The organism is Blautia sp. 1001283B150304_161114_C9 (assembly GCF_015668165.1).
GTDB lineage: Bacteria > Bacillota > Clostridia > Lachnospirales > Lachnospiraceae > Blautia_A > Blautia_A wexlerae.
The window spans coordinates 46,057-65,711 of the sequence record NZ_JADPGO010000005.1 but is presented as its reverse complement, the minus strand read 5'-3'; the positions used below and the strand labels follow the sequence as shown (position 1 = coordinate 65,711).

Sequence of the window (19,655 nt, the reverse complement as noted above, 5' to 3'; positions counted from 1 at the left end):
AAAAGGTTAAATATTTCCGGATGAAAAAAAGGAAATATTTAACCTTTTTTTGGAAGATATTTCATTACAATTATCCGACAGGTAAGGTAAGATATAGAAAACAAAGAGATACGAAATAACGTAAGGAGGGTGAAAAACTTGGAAAAGTTGAAACAAAATCCAATTGTGAAGAAACTCGGTCTGAACAGAATCCTGTTAGCATGTATTCTGGTTCTTATGTTCGTAGTCTTCAAAGTAGTTCTGGGAAGTAAGTTCCCTGTAGGTGACAGTATCAAATCTACTTTGAACTATGTATACTTCCTGGGCTTTCTGTCACTTGGAGTAACATTTGTAATTGCCACTGGAGGAATCGATTTCTCCATTGGACCTGTAATGTTCTGCTGTGCCCTGATCTCAGGTTACTGCATGACATCTTATCATGTACCTTGTGCAGCAGCAATGGTGATCTGCATTCTGATCGGATTTGCATTTGGCGTGTTTAATGGCTGGATGGTATCTTATATGTCAGTTCCGCCATTTATCATTTCCATGGCATCTATGAACATTGCAAAAGGTATTGCATCTGTATTTACAAAGACACAGTCCGTCAGCTGGCCACTGGGAAGTGATCCTGTAAACGGATGGTTCAGAAATCTTATCTCCTATAAGGGATTCCCTGTAGGACTTGTGATTTTCCTGGCAGCAGCAGTGATCTGTGGAATTATTCTTTATAACACAAAACCGGGACGTTATATCCTTTGTCTTGGTTCTAACAGCGAAGCAGTAAGACTCAGCGGTGTTAATACAAAAAAATGGAGAATGCTTGCTTATGTGATCTGCGGTGTTCTTGTAGGAATCGGAGCAATTTTCTTTGTTGGTGCTTATACAACTGTTCAGCCTGGATACGGCGATCAGTACAACAATGAAGCGATTGCAGGCTGTGTAATGGGTGGTACATCCATGGTTGGCGGACTTGCTTCTATCGGCGGTACAGTCATCGGTGTATTTATCATTTCTCTTCTTCAGCAGGGTATCATGGCATTTGGTCTTGGTAAAGGTCAGCAGATGATCATCACAGGACTTATCGTAATTGTAGCAGTTTATGTCGACGTTTCTGCAAGACGCAGAAAGAACTGATCGGAAGGGAGGATGTAACAATGGGTGAAGTTATTTTGACTATGAAGGACATTGATAAGTCCTTTCCTGGAGTTCATGCTCTGGATCACGTTAATTTTGAAGTGAAACGCGGCGAAGTACATGCTCTTATGGGAGAAAACGGTGCCGGAAAGTCTACATTGATGAAAGTTCTTACCGGTATTTATCAGAAAGATTCAGGATCCATTACCTATAAAGGAAAGGAAACTGAATTCCATAACACAAGAGAAGCGCAGGATGCAGGTGTTGTAATCGTGCATCAGGAGCTGAACATGGTAGGTGATCTTACCGTAGCTCAGAATATTTTTATCGGACGTGAACCAAAGAAAGGGTTCAGCATTGATGATAAGAAAATGATCGAAGATTCCAAAAAACTCTTTCAGGAACTGAACATTGAAATCAATCCAAAAGAAAAGATGAACAATCTTACCGTCGGAAAACAGCAGATGTGTGAGATCGCAAAGGCTATTTCCCACAAAGCAGAGGTTATTATCTTTGATGAGCCGTCAGCAGCACTGACAGAGAAAGAGATTGCAGACTTATTCGAGATTATCCGTGATCTTCGTAAGAAAGGTCTTGGAATCGTTTATATTTCCCACCGTATGGATGAGATCAAAACGATCACTGACAGAGTAACAGTCATGCGAGATGGTGGTTATGTAGGAACGCTGATCACAGCAGACAGTACAAAAGAAGACATCATCAACATGATGGTTGGACGTGTCATTTATGAAGATCCTAAGGAACACAGCATGGTTGCACCGGATGCACCTGTTGTTCTTAAGGTAGAGAACCTGAATGCAGGTAAGATGGTTCAGAATGTAAGCTTTGAACTTCGCAAAGGTGAGATTCTTGGTTTCTCAGGACTGATGGGAGCCGGACGTACTGAGACAGCAAGAGCACTGTTTGGTGCTGACCCGAAACAGAGTGGAAAGATCTCTATAAGGGGAAAAGACGGACAGCTTCGCGAGGTAACTATCAACAGTCCTCAGGATGCAGTTAAATATGGTATTGGTTATCTGTCAGAGGACAGAAGAAGATATGGTTGTGTCGTACAGAAATCTGTAACAGAGAATACTACGCTGGCAACCATGGAAGAATTTACCAGTGGTATCTTCATTAATAAATCAAAAGAAAAAGAAGTTTCAGAGAAATACGTTAAAGAGCTGGCAACCAAAACTCCAAACTGCGAGCAGCTGGTAGTCAATCTTTCCGGTGGTAACCAGCAGAAGGTCGTTATCGCAAAATGGCTGACACGAGACAGTGAGATTCTTATTTTTGATGAGCCGACCAGAGGTATTGATGTTGGTGCCAAGAATGAAATTTACAAGTTAATGAACAGACTGGCTGCAGAAGGTAAATCTATTATCATGATTTCTTCTGAAATGACAGAAGTTCTCCGTATGAGTGACCGTATTATCGTTATGTGTGAAGGTAAGATTACAGGAAATATTGATATTTCCGAAGCTACACAGGAACACATTATGAATCATGCAACACGGAACATCAATTAAGGAGGAAAGTCATGACTAAGAAGAAAAAAAGTATTTTAAGTGATCAGAGATTTATTGTATTACTGGTTATTATTGTACTGTTTGCAATTTTCTCCTTTAAGAGCAGGGAGTTCAGACAGTATACCACAATCCTGAGTATGCTGGATTTCTCATATTATGATCTTCTGATGGCAATCGGTGTTACATTCCCTCTTATTACAGGAGGTGTAGACCTGTCAATCGGAACAGGTATGGTATGTTACGCATTGATCGCAGGATCTCTGGTAAGAAATAATAATCTTCCGGTTGTACTTGCAATGTTACTTTGCATTGTACTTGGAATTATTGTAGGAGCAGCAAATGGTGTGCTGATCGGTATTATGAACCTGCCGCCATTCCTTGCAACACTTTGTACCTGTATGATTACCCGAGGTGCAGGATCCCTGTGCAGTGCCACTCCCTGGCCGGGACTTACACAGGAGGGCGGATGGTTCCATTCAATCTTTAAGATTACAGTTGGAACAGGAAGAAGTGCTTCCCGTTATCCTATCGGTTTCTTATGGATGATCATTCTGGTCCTTGTAATGGAATATGTTCTGAATCATACAAAATTCGGTCGTTATACGATCGCGATCGGTTCCAATAAAGAAGCAGCAGCTCTTTCGGGAATCAACGTTAAATTCTATCATGTTATGGTATATGTAGTATGCGGACTCTTCACAGGTCTTGCAGCTATCGCATATGCGGCAGTTACACCAACTGTACAGCCTGGTACCGGTGCTGGACTTGAAATGGATGCCATCGGTGGAGTATTCGTAGGTGGTGTTGCAGCAACAGGTGGTTATGGATCAGTAATCGGTACTTTAGCCGGTATCTTCGTTATCATGCTTCTGAAAACCGGTCTTCCATATATCGGACTTCAGGCAAACTGGCAGCAGATCATTACAGGTGCAGTTCTTATCATTGCAGTACTGATCGATATCATGAAAGAAAAGAAAGCAGCAGCAAAATAATTTTCAAAACTGAATAAAGAAAAATGCATCTTACGACAGATGCAAAACAGCAGGATATGAAACAACGGAGGGCTTCCAGGGGATGTTCGGCGACAGTATTGTCATATGTGTATTTTGGGGAAGGCGGAACGAGAGAGGAAGCCTCCGGGGTATCATTTATAAAAAAACTATATTAAAAATGTATATTTAAAAGGAGGAAATTTTAAATGAAAGCAAAAAAAGTGATCGCATTAGTTATGTGTGCAGCAATGGTAGCAGGAATGTCCGCATCAAGCGTTATGGCAGCCGATATGCCGGAACAGTTCAAAGATCTGAAAGCTAATGAAGCTTATGATTTCCCGATGATGGTTAAATCTTTCCAGTCTACATACTGGGATGCAGCTCAGGAAGGTATGAAGAAAGCTGCTGATGAACTTGGTGTTACATACAAGGCACAGGGACCAAACAGTGAATCTGATATCGCTGACCAGGTTAACATGATCAACACAGCAATCGCTGCAAAGCCGGCAGGTTTAGGTCTTGCTGCATGCGATACTTCTTCCGTTCTTGATGCACTTCAGGAATGCGTTGACAAAGGAATCCCGGTAGTAACATTTGATACAGGTATCGCTGACGCTCCGGAAGGCTCTGTAGTATGTGAAGTTTGTACAGACAACGCACAGGCTGGTTCTGTTGCAGCTGAAAACATGTACAATGCGATCAAAGATGTTGTAGCTAATGCAGATGGACAGGTTATCATCGGTGAAGTTAACCAGGATGCTACAGGTCAGAATATTCAGCAGCGTGGCGGCGGATTTATTGACAAAATGATCGAACTGCTTCAGGCTGACGGAAAAACAGTTGCAGTTAAAGGTAACGAGTTCTATGTAAACGCAGCTAAAGGTGCAGATGCAAAAGAAGCAGACGCAGACGTTGTTATCCAGGTCGCTGTTCCTGCACAGACAACTGTAGAGCTTTGCTCAACAGAGGCTCAGGCAATCCTTTCTCAGGAAAACTGCATCGCTATCTTCGGTTCCAACCAGACAGCAGCAGAAGGTGTTCTTGCAGCTAATGCTAACCTGAACGTTCTTGGTTCTGACGCAGGAGCAGGCGATGTTATCGGTGTTGGTTTCGATGCTGGTTCTATCATTAAAGCCGCTGTACAGGATGGAACATTCATCGGTGCTGTTACACAGTCTCCTCTGATGATGGGTTACTATGCAATCTACGCTCTGACAGCAGCAGCTAACGGACAGGAACTTGAAGATGTTCCTACAGATGGATACTGGTATGATTCCACAAACATGGACAGCGAAGAAATCGCTCCTAACCTTTATGACTAATCGATAAGTAAATATCGAGAGGAAATGAATCCTTAGAATTAAGTATTAATTATTAATACAAATACAGACGCCGCACTGCCGTATGGCAAGTGCGGCGTTGTTGTTCAAACAATAAAACAATGATTGGAAATGATGATTTTATTAAGTTGTAAAGATACTTATTTCGACGATAGATTTCAAAATAGCAAATAAGGACACTTTTTCAGACAAACAAGGTTCTTATTTTGGGGGAGTAAGTTGAGATAAAATGAAATCATCAGATATGAAGAGCGTATAAATTCATATATTGAGGAGGTTTTGCAATGGCAGCATATTATTTAGCAGTAGATATCGGAGCATCCAGCGGACGTCATATCCTTGGACATATGGAAAACGGAAAAATGGTTCTGGAAGAAATTTATCGTTTTGAGAATGGAATGGTAAAGAAAGACGGAGAACTCTGCTGGGAATTTGACCGTCTTTTCAAAGAGGTAGTAAATGGTCTGAAGAAATGTAAAGAAATCGGCAAGATTCCGGTAAGTATGGGCGTGGACACATGGGGCGTTGACTTCGTACTTCTGGACAAAAATGACAATGTTCTTGGAAATACAGTAGGATATCGTGACCACCGTACAGAGGGAATGGATAAAGAAGTTTATAAGGCAATTTCCCTGAAAGATCTCTATGCAAGAACAGGTATCCAGAAAGCTGATTATAATACGATCTATCAGCTGATGGCAGTGAAAAAGAAACATCCGGAATATCTGGAACAGGCGGAGACACTTCTTCATGTGCCGGATTATTTCCATTTCCTTCTTACAGGACAGAAAACCTGTGAGTACACAGAAGCTACGACAGGACAGCTTGTAAGCCCGATTACTAAGGACTGGGATTATGAACTGATCGATATGCTCGGTTATCCGAGAAAAATGTTTCAGAAGCTGATCATGCCCGGAACAGGCATCGGACATTTGTCAGATAAGATCAGAGAAGAAGTGGGCTTTGATCTGGAAGTGGTTGCACCTGCAACACATGATACAGGATCCGCTGTACTGGCAGTTCCTGCAAATGACGATGATTTTATCTACATCAGCTCCGGAACATGGTCACTGATGGGAATTGAGAGAAAAGAAGCTGACTGCTCTGAGAAGAGCTGTGAGATGAACTTCACAAATGAAGGCGGTTATGCAGGCCGTTTCCGTTACCTGAAGAATATCATGGGACTCTGGATGATCCAGTCTGTGCGTCATGAAGTAAATGATGCATACAGCTTTGCAGAAATCTGCGCAATGGCAGAGGAAGCAAAGGATTTCCCGTCAAGAGTAGACGCAAATGATGAGTGTTTCCTTTCTCCTGACAATATGACAGAGGAAGTTAAGGATTACTGCCGCAGAACAGGACAGAAGGTTCCGGAAACTCTGGGAGAGATTGCAACAGTTATCTACACAAGTCTTGCGGAATGCTATGCAAAGACAGCAAAAGAGCTGGAAGAGATGACAGGCAGGACTTACAGCCGTATTCATATCGTGGGCGGCGGTTCCAACGCAGGATATCTCAATGAGCTGACTGCAAAGGCAACAAAGAAAGAAATCCATGCAGGTCCAGGAGAGGCAACTGCAATCGGAAATATCACAGCACAGATGCTGAAAGCAGAAGAGTTTAAAACCATTGAAGAGGCTCGTACTATCATTCATGAATCCTTTGGTGTAAAAGTTTATAAATAATAAAAGGGGAACAGGGCATTGGCTCTGTTCCTTTTGTGTTACTGTTCACTCCGTTCACACAGTAACGAAACAGGGACTGTTACGAGTCAACGGCAAGGGAATATGTTGACTATTATGGGGTTTCAAAGTATAATGATGGCTGGTGAATTGGGCGGAAATACAGGGTGATTCATCAGAGGTAAGTGATTGATTTTAATAGATAAAGGCAGGTTATATATGAATACAATTAGTGTGGAAGAGCTGGAGAAGATTGATTCTTCTAAGATTACGATCGTGGATGTGCGGCCGGCGGATCAGTACAGCAGGGGATCTTTTCCGGGGGCAGTGAATATTCCGCTGGATGAGTTTGAGGAAAGAATGGAGTCTGTGGACAGGGAGAAGATGGTGTATGTTCTCTGTCATACGGGGGACAGAAGCCGGGACTGTGTGGAGAAGCTGAGTGATGCAGGGTATGAGGCTGTGAATATTGAAGGTGGATATCGTGCCTATCTGAGACTTTCTCTGAGCCGTTTTATGGAGAATGATGCTAAGGAGCAGAAGGAACTGAAGACGAAAGAGATTGAGCACAGTATTATCAAGACGTTCAGAAAGACAGTCTGGAGACCGTTTACCAAGGCTTTGAATCAGTATCAGCTGATTCAGGAGGGAGATAAGATTGCTGTCTGTATTTCAGGTGGTAAGGACTCTATGCTGATGGCGAAGCTGCTTCAGGAGCTGAAGCGTCATGGGAAGATTCATTTTGAACTGGTGTTTCTGGTAATGAATCCGGGCTATAATGCGGATAACTGGAAGATTATTCAGGATAATGCAGAGCTTCTGGGAATTCCTCTTACGGTTTTTGAAAGTGATATTTTTGATACAGTGGCAGAAATTGAGAATAATCCCTGTTACCTGTGTGCGAGAATGAGACGTGGTTATCTGTATTCTCATGCCAAGGAGCTGGGATGTAATAAGATTGCGCTGGGACATCATTTTGATGATGTGATCGAGACAATCCTCATGGGTATGCTGTACAGTGGTAAGGTGGAGACTATGATGCCGAAGCTGCACAGTCAGAATTTTGAGGGAATGGAACTGATCCGTCCTATGTATCTGATCAAGGAATCTGCGATCAAGGCATGGAGAGATACTAATGGGCTGCACTTCATTCAGTGTGCATGCCGTTTTACTGAGAACTGTGTAAGCTGTGGGGGCGGACGTGGTTCCAAGCGTGATGAGATGAAAGAGTTGGTTGCACAGTTTAGAAATACAAGCAGTGTGATCGAGACGAATATCTTTAACAGTGTGCGGGATATTAATCTTCGTACTGTTATGGGATATCATAAAGATGGAGAATACTACAATTTCCTGGATGACTACGATCAGCGTGGAAATAAGGGCGCTGATAAGGAAAAAGAATGATAACAGCAAAATCTTCATTTGTGGAAGAGAAATACACTGCTCAGTATTATAGTGGGAACGGTTGTCTATATGTTTCTGGTGCAGGTGGTGTTCTAAAAGGAGGAATCCATGACCTTACAGGAGATTCTTGAAAGTGTAAAAAGTGGTTCTGTATCTGTGGAGGAGGCAGAGCGAATCCTTAAGAAAGAAAGTTATGAAGAAATGGGATATGCGAAGCTGGATACAAGCCGCAAGGCAAGAACCGGTTTCGCAGAAGTAATCTACTGCAGTAATAAGGCAGATGAACATCTTCTGAATATTTTTGAAAGATTATACAGAGAAGACGGTGAGGTATTCGGAACCAGAGCTTCCCAACATCAGTATGAACTGGTGAAGGAGAAGTTTCCGGAGACAGAATATGATCCGATCTCGCGTATCTTAAAGGTTGAAAAGAAAGATAAGAAGCGTATTGGTAAGATTGCGGTGTGTTCAGCAGGAACTGCAGATATTCCGGTTGCTGAGGAAGCTGCACAGACAGCGGAATATTTTGGCACAAATGTTGAACGGATTTATGATGTGGGAGTCAGCGGAATGCATCGTTTATTCTCCAGACTGGAGACGATCCAGAGTGCGAACTGTGTAATTGCAGTTGCGGGAATGGAGGGAGCTCTTGCCAGTGTGATGGGCGGTCTGGTGAGCAGACCGGTGATCGCAGTACCGACATCTGTGGGTTATGGTGCAAGTATGCATGGTCTTTCGGCACTTCTTACTATGATCAATTCCTGTGCGAATGGGATTGCTGTGGTGAATATTGATAACGGCTACGGTGCCGGCTATCTGGCAACGCAGATCAACCGTCTGGCAGCAGGTACAGATGAGAAAGGAAATTGATTATGGGAAAAACATTATATCTGGAATGTTATTCAGGGATAAGTGGTGATATGACGGTTGCGGCGCTTCTTGATCTGGGGGCTGACCGTTTAGTGCTGGACAGGGTGCTGAAGAGTCTTAAGGTATCAGGATTTGAGACAAAGATCAGCAGAGTTGTGAAGTCCGGAATAGATGCATGTGATTTTGATGTTGTGCTGGATAAAGAGCATGAAAATCATGACCATGATATGGAATATCTGCATGGACATCATCATGAAGGCCATGAGAGCAATCACGCCCATGGCACAGGAACAGCGCAAGACCATCACCATCACGAACACCGTGGAATAAAAGAAATTACCTATATTATAGAGCATAGCGCAATGACTGAGAATGCAAAGAAGATCGCATTGCGTATATTTGAAATTCTTGCAGAGGCAGAGAGTAAAGCACACAATGTGCCTGTGGATCAGGTGCATTTTCATGAGGTGGGAGCAGTGGACTCTATTGTGGATATTGTGTCTGTGGCAGTCTGCTTGGATAATCTGGATGTTACAGAGGTAATCGTTCCTGTTCTCTGTGAGGGACGGGGAACTGTCCGTTGTCAGCATGGCATCCTGCCAATCCCGGTTCCGGCAGTTGCAAATATAGTAAGTGCCAATCATTTATATCTGAAAATGACAGAGGTAGAAGGTGAACTTGTAACGCCTACAGGTGCGGCGATAGTGGCAGCAGTGAAAACAAAGGATAAACTTCCGGAAACATTTGAAATCCAGAAGATTGGAATCGGTGCAGGTAAACGCCAGTATGAGTGTCCGGGAATCCTAAGGGCAATGATTATCTCACAGAGCGCAGAAATAGATGAAGAAAAGGCTCAGACAGAAGAATTCAAAAACCCGGAAATCGGAAATAATCCGAAAGCTGAAAATCAGGAAACCAAAGATACGATTATCAAGATGGAAACAAACATTGATGACTGCAGTGGAGAAGTTCTGGGATTTGTCATGGAACGTCTGATGAAAGCCGGTGCCAGAGATGTGCATTATGTGCCTGTTTTTATGAAAAAGAACAGACCTGCATGGGTTCTGAATGTGATCTGTAAGGAAGAAGATATGGAAACGCTCCAGAATATTATTTTTGAAGAAACTACTACGATTGGAATTCGTTATAGCATAATGGAACGTACGATTCTTCCCAGAGAAACGAGAACCCTTTCGACTCCATGGGGAGAAGTTCAGGTAAAGGTATGCACTTTGAATGGAAAAGAGCAGCTTTATCCGGAATATGAGAGCGTTGCACAGTTGAGCAGAGAAAAAGAGATCCCGTTTACAGAAATTTACCGTTATATTGTTTTGGCAAATAAAGACAAAGAATAACTTTCATATATGAACCCTTTGGTTTCCCTGAGAGTACTCCACGCGAAATCAAAGGGTACTTTTGTCTTGAAGTAGAGTTGTAAGAGCTGTATACTGCATGTAGTATGAAAGGAGAAAAGAAATGTTTTGTATTGGCATTTGCGATGATGATGAAGGACTCTGCGGGGAACTGGAAAAAATGCTTTATGATTATGGAAAAGAGAATAAACTTCAGATGAATATTGATATCTGGTATCAGGGAGAAAGCCTGTGCCGGTTCTTGAGAGAAAACAAGAAGATTCTTGATGTGTTATTTCTGGATATAGAATTACTGACAACAAATGGAATTGAGGTGGGACGTTTTATAAGAGAAGAACAGGAAAACATGGAAACTGCAATTGTTTACATTTCAGCGAACAGCAGTTATGCGATGGATTTATTCCGTGTACAGCCTACAGATTTTCTGATCAAACCTTTAGACAAAATAAAAGTTGGGAATGTCATGAACAGGATTCAGAAAATTTCGGAAGTCAGAAAAGGTATTTTCGAGTACTTTGGCAGTGGATATTATTTCAAGGTGCTGTATAAAGATATTCTGTATTTCAGCAGTCAGAATAAAAAAGTGCATCTGGTTTTAAAAGACGGACAGAAAGAATTTAATGGCAAACTGAAAGAAATAGCAAAGAAAATTCCGGGAAATTTCATTCAGATTCATCAGTCGTATCTGATTAATTTTGATTATATCGAAGAATGTTCTTATGAATCTGTGAAAATGAAAAACGGAGATACAATTCCAATCAGTCAGCCATATAGGAAATCAGTGAGAACGCAACTGGCGGAACGTGTGTGGAGGGAAAGAGAGTAAATGTTTGCGTTGATAACTACATTAAGCACGAATCTTTTGCGTACATATATAATCTATCGCTTTATGAGGTTGTTCTTTTGGACAGATATTGAGGAAAAGAAAAAAGAAAGAGCCTGTTATGTATTGTTTTTTATTTTGACAGCAGGAGTGCATTTGATATTTTGTTCGCCAGGTATGAGTGTGATAACAAATATAGTGCTGATTTTTTTGATTACAGTGTGTTATGAAGGAGCATTGAAAAAGAAAATATTTGTGACACTACTTGTATATGGAACTAATATGGGATGTGATTTAGTAGCTGTTCATTTACTGACAGATTATTCAATAACAGGGAAAGTCGGTGAATGTGCTGCGTATATAACTGTACTATTATTGCTGATTTGCGATGTTATTTCAGAAAAAATCTTGATTAAGAATAAAGGAGAAGATAAAACTCCGCATGGGATGATACTGGCGGTTATTTCAGCACTTTGTCTGGCAGAATTGCTTATTGTTGAACAGGAACTAAAAAATCGTATCCTGCTGGTGTTATTTGGATGTTGTGTTTTGGCAGTTGTATTATTGATTTTCTATTTATATGATGTTCTGATAAGTGCGTATAAGAAACTGGAAGAACAATCTCTTATGGAAAAACAAATGCTCATTTATTCTCACCAGTTGGATGTGTTGATGCAATCGGAAGAGAAAGTAAAAGCTCTACGCCATGATATGAAAAATCATCTGGGAGAACTTGCACTTATGGCTGGAAATCAGAATAATGAAGAAATTCGGAAATATATACAGGACATGGGGGAGTATATGCAGAACCAGTCTGAACTGGTCAGCTGTGGGAATAAGAATCTTGACAGTCTGCTGAATTATCTTCTGGGACAGGCAAAAAAGAAGTTGAATCATGTAGAGTATGAGGTACGGGTACCATCTGATTTGTGTATATCAGCATTTGATCTAAATGTGATTTTGGGAAACCTGACAGAGAACGCAATAGAAGCAGCAGAACAGACGAAAGATAAATGGATGTCAGTGGATATATACTATGAAAAGGGCATGCTTTCCATGGAAATAAAAAACAGCTTTCAACATGAATTGGCTGTAGAGAAAAATAAATTATTGTCAACGAAGGAAGAAAAAGGACATGGCATTGGTCTTGCAAATGTCAGGAAGATGGTAGAGAAATATCAGGGATTTATGGATGTTTCGAATACAAATCAGATTTTTATTGTAAAGGTAATGCTGTACTTATAAATTATGTAGAATCTATAAAAGATAGTGTAGTGGAGGACTGCGCTGTCTTTTATTTTGCAGAAAATTAGTCAAGAGGGAAAATATTGTGACAGAAAACCTTATAAAAAACCACAATATGTTTTCGAAAAACGAATTTCGCCAATTTATATATGAATTTCGTCATTTTAGAAAATTTTGCAATAAATATGATATTATTCAAATACAAATGATGAAAAAAAAGATATAGAGCTATTGTAGCTTATATGATGAAGTGACTGGTATATTTTTTGCTTAATTATATAAAAAATATGGAGAAATATATTATTATGAAAAAAGTAAATAAATTTAAATTACTGGCAGCAGGGCTATTGATAGGAGTTGCTTTTTGGCTGTTAGGATCCGATTTCTTTACATTCATGATATGGTGGGAAATTTTATGGATTCTTGGATTGGTATTTATGCCGATAACGGCTCAGATATTCAAAGGTTTTGATGATAATGGATGGATGTATTCAAAGGTTATAGCAATAGTGATATGCGGATATGGAGTATGGATTTTGACTTCTATAAAAGTGGTTCACTTTACCACATTGAGTTCTGTCGTAATTACTACCTTATGTGGGGGGAGCAGTATTGCTTATGGAATATATGGAAAACAAAGAAAGATTTTTCCGTGGAAACATAAGGAACTTGTTTATTGGGAAGAAGTGATTTTCTTTGTTGTATTTCTTTTATGGACATATATGGCAGGATTTCATCCGGCAGCTCATGGAACTGAAAAATATATGGATTTTGGTTTTATGAAGTCTATGATGCATAGCACAACACTTCCGTCAGAAGATATGTGGTATGCTGGCAAAGCTTTTAACTACTATTATGGTGGTCAATATTTTGCGGTGTTTCTTACGAAACTTACAGGAACAAAGGTAGAGATTACATACAATCTTATGCGTACCATGATAGCTGCATTTGCGTTTGTATTGCCATTTAGTCTTGTGCGCCAGATGCTTAAGGATAAATTAGGTAAAAGGGGAAGAGCATGGATAACAGATTTTGGAGGTATTTTAGCAGGTTTATCTGTATCCATGAGTGGAAACCTTCATTATATTATATATGGAAAAATTTTTACATTACTGGGGATAAGAGAAGATTACTGGTTTCCAAGCACAACACGATTTATAGGATTTGATCCACCTGTGACAGGGGACGAGACAATTCATGAATTTCCTTCATATTCTTTTGTTCTTGGGGATTTACATGCGCATGTGATTAATGTGTTTTTTGTTTTGGCAGTATTGGGGATTTTATATGCATGGATAAAAAGAAATTCCGGTAAAAGCTGGAAACAGAAAGAGATATTTCTGCTGGGACTGTTCCTTGGAATTTTCCTGTTTTCAAATACATGGGATTTTATGATTTATTATGTTGTAATATGTGGAACACTGTTTTTTGGAAATTTGAAGAGATATCTTAATTTTACAGATATGAAACCTTCAGATATGAGAACCGGTATAAAATGGAGCGTTGTGCAATGGATAGAACTTCTGCTGACTGCGGTGTTGATTTCGTTACCATTCCATTTACAGTTTAAAAGTGTTATGGTACAGGGAATCGGAATTGTGAAAATTCATACGGCGTTTTATCAGTTTTGTGTATTATGGGCTTTTCCATTGCTTATATGTGGATTATTTGTCGTATCTACGCTGATAAAAAATAGGAATTTTACAAATAAAAAAAACAGGAATTTATTTTACAAAATTAATGTTTCTGATTTATACGGAGTTGTACTTTCTCTTTGTGCAATGGGACTAATATTGATTCCGGAAATCGTTTATGTAAGAGATATCTATGAAAAAACAGCACCAAGAGCAAATACTATGTTTAAGCTGACTTATCAGGCATATATACTTTTTGCGCTTATGATGTCGTATATTCTGGTATTTTTTGTGGCAGACAGAATAAAAATTTTGCAAGAAACTAAATTGGATAATAGATATGAGAAAAAGGTAAGATTATCAAAAGTGCAGATAACCGTTGGGGGAATGGCAATAATACTTCTTATATCTACCTGTGGATATTTCGTAAATGCTACAACAAATTGGTTTACAGGTTTTCCTCTGAAAAATAAATACCAAACTCTCAATGCAACTGCTTATATAGAAAATGCCATTCCTGAAGATGCGGCAGCAATACGATGGCTGAATAAAAATATTACAGGTCAGCCAACCGTTCTTGAAGCTTGCGGCGACAGTTATAAAGACTATGACAACCGGGTTTCTGCTATGACAGGATTGCCGACGGTATTGGGATGGTATGTTCATGAATGGTTATGGCGAAATAATCTTGATGAAGAAAACAAAAGAAGAACAGACGTGGAAACTATTTATACTTCAACAGATAAAAAAGAAGTACAGGAACTGCTTGATAAATATGAGGTGAATTATATTTTTATTGGAAGCTGTGAATATCAAAAATATGAAGGGGTTAATGTAGCACTTTTAAGTTCATTGGGAGAAATAGTTTTTAAAGAGGAAAATACAATGATTGTGAAGCTGTAATAAAACAGATTTCCCAAAGAAAACAGCCACATAACCGAGAGAATATATTGATATTCATTGGATATATGTGACTGTTTCTTTTTATTTTTTATGAGGTGACATCTCGTTCAATTCTAACTGCTGTCTGGTAATTCCTGCAATTGAGGCAGGTAAATCTGATTGATTTGGTTAAATTACAGAGCACTTACTCCGTCATCATCATAACGGTCATATTCAGCTCCCTCATATCCGATCATGCGGATCGTAGCCGGATTGATATCCTTTACTGTCTGCGCAACATCAGCAACCGGGATTGCTTTTCCTTTGCGAATAAACAGTGGAACTTCATTCAGGGCAACTTCTACATAGTGATGTCCTTTTTCAAGAATCTCCTGAGAAATTGTTCCGTCAGGCAGGAATTTTACGAACATCATTTCTTCTGGCAGATATACATAGCGGCCTTTTGCATTCTGTGTATAAACAGGTGCGATCATGATTTCGTTTCCGAGAAGAAGCTGATCTTCTACCTGAGTTGCGAATGCATCGTCTGTGTAGTCAAATGCCAGCGGACGGAACATCATGTCATCGTTTAATGCTGCTTTCATGTATTCGCTGTACAGATATGGAACAAGACGATATCTGACACCGATTACATGACGGAAATCTTCGATATTCTCGAACTGGTAAGCTTCCTGTTCTCTGGTTCCCAGAGCGGAGTGGTTTCTCATAAGAGGTGTGAATACACCAAGTGCCAGCCAGCGCAGTACCAGGTCACGTGTGGTATCTGCACCGAAACCGCCCAGATCTGCACCTGTGTAAAGGAAACCGCACATATTCAGGGATGGAAGCATCTTTAAGTTCAGAAGGATGTGTGACCACCAGGATTTGTTGTCTCCCATCCAGATTCCACCGTATCTGTGCATTCCCACATAGGAGGAACGGGAGAACATCAGAAAACGTTTGCCAGGTGCGATTTTTTCAAATGCTTTACCTGCTGCACGGGTCATGTTATAGCCAAACAGGTTATGTACCTTGTCGTGGCGGATTTTCTGACCGTTTACATTGTGATAGAAGCGTTTGTAATCTTCCGGATTGTTTGCAAGGGCGTTTACTTTATCACCGAGTGTAAATCCAGGTGCTTCTTCCTTGTCCATGAAGTTGTCTTTGATGTATTCTTTTAATTCAGCAACGCCTTCCGGTGTACAGAACATTGCAGGTTCGTTCATGTCATTCCAGAAACCGTCGATTCCCTTTGAAATGAGACGTTCGTATTTCTGTCCGAACCATGCTCTGGCATCTGCATTCAGGACATCAGGGAAATGAGTCCAGCCCGGCCATACAGCGGAAACGAAATCACTTCCGTCTTCACGTTTGCAGAAGTAGTTCTTCTCAACGCCTTCTTCATAAACATCATAGCCAGCTTCTACCTTGACACCTGCATCGATGATCGGGACAAGGTGGATACCTTTTTCTTTCATTTCATTGACATAGGCTTCGAAGTCAGGGAAGTTTTCCTGATTGACTGTGAAATCTTTGTAGTCTTCCATATAATCGATATCCATGTATACCATATCGATCGGAATATTGTTTTCACGATATCCGTCAGCTGCTTTTCTGAAATCGTCAGCAGTTGTATATCCCCAGCGGCTCTGACCGAAACCAAAAGCGAATTTAGGCGGAATATAGCTTCTTCCGATGATTTTACGGAACTGTTTTACGATATCGTAAGGAGTTTCGCCCTCAATCACATACAGATAAAGGTCTGCATCCTCACAGGTGATCTTTAACTGGGAAGAGAGTGTGTAACCGATATCAAACTTCAGTTTTCCGGGATAATCAACGAAGAGACCGAAAGTCTGCTTTCCGGAGATTACGATGAAGTTGTGTGCTCCATAGAGGGAGATTTTATCCTCTGTATGGTTTGGCTGGTCGGAACAGTTGCTTTCATAAACATATCCACGTTTGTTGATTCCGCGGTTTGATTCGCCCAGACCATAGACAACATCGTTGTCATCCATGTCATAAGTAAAAGAGAAGCCGTTCTCTGTGGAGATAGTTCCGTATGCAGGAGTTCCCTCAGAAGCCGGGATGGAAGTTACGATGGCATCGGTTTCAAACGGGGTTCCGTAAGTATATTTCTGAATCATTTTGTCATATCCTCCTTAGGTTGAAAAATGTTAAACTAATAACTGAAACGTTTAAGTACTGTTGGAAAATACACAGGTGTTTTCCTTGATTTTCTATCTACAATAATAGAGGTCTGAGTGGAGAAATGCTACTGAAATTATGACAAATTTATACGTTATTTTGACTTTTGTTCAAACTGTGAAGTAGTGATATGGGTATAGCAAGCAGTGGAGCGGATGATCGTATCTGTTTGCGCTGTTAACCTATTGTGCTTTAATGCTTTATCTTAATAGAATTTTTTCTGTACATACGGTGAAAAAAGTGCTAAAATGTTACTATTACACGAAAGAAAGGTTTGTTTAACATGCTTCAGACAATTGAATCCATCAATAACGTCGTAAATAATTTTATCTGGGGTGTCCCGGCTATGATCTGTATTATCGGCGTAGGGCTTTACCTGAGCCTGCGGACCGGTTTTGTCCAGATCCGCAAATTCCCGTATGCGCTTAAAACCACACTGGGAAGAATTTTTAAGAAGAAAGAGGCTTCTGACGGTTCCATGACACCTTTCCAGGCAGTCTGTACTGCATTGGCAGGTACAGTAGGTACCGGAAATATCGCCGGTGTTGCCGGAGCTATCGCCATCGGCGGACCGGGAGCTGTATTCTGGATGTGGGTTTCCGCAATCCTTGGAATGTGTACGAAATTTACAGAGGTTACACTGGCAGTTCATTTCCGTGAGAGAAACAGACATGGAGATTATGTAGGCGGACCTATGTATTATATTAAGAATGGTCTGGGAAAGAATTGGAGGTTTCTTGCAGTTCTTTATTCTGCATTCGGTGTACTGACTGTATTTGGAACAGGTAATGCTACTCAGGTAAATACTATTACAACAGCAATTGATACAGCTCTTATTAATTTTAATGTGATCTCAGAGTCTTCCACAGGCAGACTGAATCTAATCCTTGGAATTGTGATCACGCTGCTGGTTGGTATGGTACTGCTGGGTGGTATCAAGCGAATTGGAAGTGTTTCCGAGAAGCTGGTGCCCTTTATGGCATTGTTTTATATTGTACTTGCATTGGGCGTTGTGGTCTTAAATATCGGAAGAGTTCCGGCAGTTTTCCATGATATTGTTTATGGAGCCTTTAATCCGTCAGCAGTGACAGGCGGTGTGATCGGAAGCTTTTTCCTCAGTATGAAAAAGGGTGTTTCCAGAGGTATTTTCTCCAATGAAGCCGGACTTGGTACAGGGTCTATTGCTCATGCCTGTGCAGATACAAGCAAACCTGTAAAACAGGGTATGTTTGGTATCTTTGAGGTATTTGCAGATACGATCGTGATCTGTACTCTGACAGCACTTGTAATCCTTGTAAGCGGCGTGCCGGTAAATTACGGTGCAGCGGCAGGTGCAGAACTTACAATTTCCGGATTTACTTCTACATACGGAGGCTGGGTTTCCATCTTTACGGCAGTTGCCATGTGTTGCTTTGCGTTCTCAACGATTATCGGATGGGGACTTTACGGAGCTCGCTGCATTGAATTCTTATTCTCTGCAAAAGTTATCCGCCCATTTATGATCGCCTATTCATTAGTGGCAATCCTTGGCGCAACTGTAGATCTGGGACTTCTCTGGAGCATTGCTGAGACATTCAACGGTCTCATGGCAATCCCCAACTTAATTGGTGTATTTCTGCTTTCAGGAACTGCCATTACACTTACAAAAGAGTATTTCGCACAGAAGAAATAACAACAATAGTCCGGAGAGTTATTTTTCCGGGCTATTATTTTATGAGAATTGCGGGAGCTGATTTGTAGCGGAGCAATTCGTAGATATCAAGTTAGGGGCAAAATGCCTTTTGATCCTAACATCATTTTATGAAAAAGGTAAAAAGGAGAATAACACAATGATTCCAATCGCACATATAGAAAATGATTTTCCAACCAAATTCGGTATTCCCAGGCAGAGTGGACGTGTAGGGGCGCTTAAAGCGAGAATCGTATTCGAACCGGAATATCGAAATGTGGATGCCTGCCGTGGCCTGGAGGAGTTTAGTCATATCTGGCTGATCTGGGAGTTTTCGGAGGCAAAGAGGACAAAGTGGTCACCGACTGTCCGCCCGCCCAGACTTGGGGGAAATGTGAGAAAAGGAGTTTTTGCCACAAGATCTCCCTTTCGTCCCAATTCCATAGGATTATCCTGTGTGAAGCTTGAGAAAGTAGCTCTGGATGAGCCGGACAGCCCTGTACTCTATGTAGAAGGTGCAGATCTGATGAATGGAACACCGATTTTCGATATTAAACCATATATTCCTTATGCAGACTGCCATCCGGAAGCAACAGGAAGTTTTACCGAATATTCCAAAGATCATCATCTGAATGTAGAATTTCCCAAGGAGCTTCTGGAAAGAATACCCGGGGAAAGCAGAGAGGCTCTGATCGCAGTTCTTGCAGATGATCCCCGTCCTGCTTATCAGAATGATCCGGAACGGTCTTACGGAATGCCTTTTGGAGAGAAGGATATTCATTTTCGGGTGGATGGAGATATCCTTCGTGTTTATAATGTGACAGAATTTGTAAAAAAACAGCAGGAATCTTCGGCAGATTGTGGAAAATAACCATTTTCGGATAT

General features: G+C 40.8%; 14 protein-coding genes and 1 pseudogene. 14 read left to right on the top strand and 1 reads right to left on the bottom strand.

Annotated elements, in window-relative coordinates:
- The first annotated feature begins 138 nt into the window (after window positions 1-138).
- From I4V44_RS04040 to I4V44_RS03985, 12 genes and pseudogenes are all read left to right on the top strand, one after another.
- Window positions 139-1,116 carry an ABC transporter permease gene (locus tag I4V44_RS04040; RefSeq protein ID WP_008705559.1) on the top strand — a complete coding sequence of 326 codons (978 nt, stop codon included), beginning with the start codon at window positions 139-141 and terminating at the stop codon, window positions 1,114-1,116.
- Between the two features lie 20 nt (window positions 1,117-1,136).
- Window positions 1,137-2,648, top strand: a complete 1,512-nt coding sequence (locus tag I4V44_RS04035; RefSeq protein WP_008705558.1) for a sugar ABC transporter ATP-binding protein — start codon at window positions 1,137-1,139, stop codon at window positions 2,646-2,648.
- An 11-nt stretch (window positions 2,649-2,659) separates the two neighbouring features.
- Complete coding sequence (locus I4V44_RS04030) at window positions 2,660-3,640, top strand: ABC transporter permease (RefSeq protein ID WP_008705556.1); 981 nt, start codon at window positions 2,660-2,662, stop codon at window positions 3,638-3,640.
- Window positions 3,641-3,846: 206 nt separating this feature from the next.
- Window positions 3,847-4,962 carry a substrate-binding domain-containing protein gene (locus I4V44_RS04025; protein ID WP_118571276.1) on the top strand — a complete coding sequence of 372 codons (1,116 nt, stop codon included), beginning with the start codon at window positions 3,847-3,849 and terminating at the stop codon, window positions 4,960-4,962.
- A 302-nt stretch (window positions 4,963-5,264) separates the two neighbouring features.
- Complete coding sequence (rhaB, locus tag I4V44_RS04020) at window positions 5,265-6,665, top strand: rhamnulokinase (protein ID WP_025580508.1); 1,401 nt, start codon at window positions 5,265-5,267, stop codon at window positions 6,663-6,665.
- A 216-nt stretch (window positions 6,666-6,881) separates the two neighbouring features.
- Window positions 6,882-8,066 carry an ATP-binding protein gene (locus I4V44_RS04015; protein WP_118614478.1) on the top strand — a complete coding sequence of 395 codons (1,185 nt, stop codon included), beginning with the start codon at window positions 6,882-6,884 and terminating at the stop codon, window positions 8,064-8,066.
- A 12-nt stretch (window positions 8,067-8,078) separates the two neighbouring features.
- Window positions 8,079-8,162, top strand: a pseudogene (locus tag I4V44_RS18090) (AzlD domain-containing protein); the annotation flags it as partial.
- Window positions 8,163-8,174: 12 nt separating this feature from the next.
- A complete protein-coding gene (gene larB, locus I4V44_RS04005; protein WP_020993373.1) occupies window positions 8,175-8,936 on the top strand; it encodes a nickel pincer cofactor biosynthesis protein LarB in 762 nt (253 codons plus the stop codon).
- 2 nt (window positions 8,937-8,938) lie between these two features.
- Complete coding sequence (larC, locus tag I4V44_RS04000) at window positions 8,939-10,291, top strand: nickel pincer cofactor biosynthesis protein LarC (protein WP_144136936.1); 1,353 nt, start codon at window positions 8,939-8,941, stop codon at window positions 10,289-10,291.
- Window positions 10,292-10,412: 121 nt separating this feature from the next.
- Window positions 10,413-11,135 carry a LytR/AlgR family response regulator transcription factor gene (locus tag I4V44_RS03995; protein WP_055200685.1) on the top strand — a complete coding sequence of 241 codons (723 nt, stop codon included), beginning with the start codon at window positions 10,413-10,415 and terminating at the stop codon, window positions 11,133-11,135.
- A gap of 234 nt (window positions 11,136-11,369) precedes the next feature.
- Entirely contained in the window at window positions 11,370-12,377 is a 1,008-nt protein-coding gene (locus I4V44_RS03990; RefSeq protein WP_182437841.1) for a sensor histidine kinase, read from the top strand.
- Window positions 12,378-12,682: 305 nt separating this feature from the next.
- Window positions 12,683-14,914 carry a DUF2298 domain-containing protein gene (locus I4V44_RS03985; protein WP_196002373.1) on the top strand — a complete coding sequence of 744 codons (2,232 nt, stop codon included), beginning with the start codon at window positions 12,683-12,685 and terminating at the stop codon, window positions 14,912-14,914.
- 173 nt (window positions 14,915-15,087) lie between these two features.
- Here I4V44_RS03985 and I4V44_RS03980 read toward each other — a convergent pair whose 3' ends face one another.
- Complete coding sequence (locus I4V44_RS03980) at window positions 15,088-17,040, bottom strand: glycoside hydrolase family 31 protein (RefSeq protein ID WP_118521602.1); 1,953 nt, start codon at window positions 17,038-17,040, stop codon at window positions 15,088-15,090.
- Between the two features lie 344 nt (window positions 17,041-17,384).
- Between I4V44_RS03980 and I4V44_RS03975 the strand changes: the two genes are divergently transcribed.
- Both I4V44_RS03975 and tsaA read left to right on the top strand, forming a co-directional pair.
- Window positions 17,385-18,773 (top strand): alanine/glycine:cation symporter family protein, encoded by a 1,389-nt coding sequence (locus tag I4V44_RS03975; RefSeq protein ID WP_196002372.1) that lies wholly within the window; start codon window positions 17,385-17,387, stop codon window positions 18,771-18,773.
- A gap of 157 nt (window positions 18,774-18,930) precedes the next feature.
- On the top strand, window positions 18,931-19,641 hold the full coding sequence (gene tsaA / locus I4V44_RS03970) for a tRNA (N6-threonylcarbamoyladenosine(37)-N6)-methyltransferase TrmO (protein ID WP_173681782.1): 711 nt from the start codon (window positions 18,931-18,933) through the stop codon (window positions 19,639-19,641).
- Window positions 19,642-19,655: the final 14 nt, after the last annotated feature.

Bases quoted from the DNA above. Each gene is read 5' to 3' on its own strand.
- I4V44_RS04035 (WP_008705558.1), top strand. From the start codon at position 1,137: ATGGGTGAAGTTATTTTGACTATGAAGGACATTGATAAGTCCTTTCCT.
- I4V44_RS04030 (WP_008705556.1), top strand. From the start codon at position 2,660: ATGACTAAGAAGAAAAAAAGTATTTTAAGTGATCAGAGATTTATTGTA.
- I4V44_RS04025 (WP_118571276.1), top strand. From the start codon at position 3,847: ATGAAAGCAAAAAAAGTGATCGCATTAGTTATGTGTGCAGCAATGGTA.
- rhaB (WP_025580508.1), top strand. From the start codon at position 5,265: ATGGCAGCATATTATTTAGCAGTAGATATCGGAGCATCCAGCGGACGT.
- I4V44_RS04015 (WP_118614478.1), top strand. From the start codon at position 6,882: ATGAATACAATTAGTGTGGAAGAGCTGGAGAAGATTGATTCTTCTAAG.
- larB (WP_020993373.1), top strand. From the start codon at position 8,175: ATGACCTTACAGGAGATTCTTGAAAGTGTAAAAAGTGGTTCTGTATCT.
- larC (WP_144136936.1), top strand. From the start codon at position 8,939: ATGGGAAAAACATTATATCTGGAATGTTATTCAGGGATAAGTGGTGAT.
- I4V44_RS03995 (WP_055200685.1), top strand. From the start codon at position 10,413: ATGTTTTGTATTGGCATTTGCGATGATGATGAAGGACTCTGCGGGGAA.
- I4V44_RS03985 (WP_196002373.1), top strand. From the start codon at position 12,683: ATGAAAAAAGTAAATAAATTTAAATTACTGGCAGCAGGGCTATTGATA.
- I4V44_RS03980 (WP_118521602.1), bottom strand. From the start codon at position 17,040: ATGATTCAGAAATATACTTACGGAACCCCGTTTGAAACCGATGCCATC.
- I4V44_RS03975 (WP_196002372.1), top strand. From the start codon at position 17,385: ATGCTTCAGACAATTGAATCCATCAATAACGTCGTAAATAATTTTATC.
- tsaA (WP_173681782.1), top strand. From the start codon at position 18,931: ATGATTCCAATCGCACATATAGAAAATGATTTTCCAACCAAATTCGGT.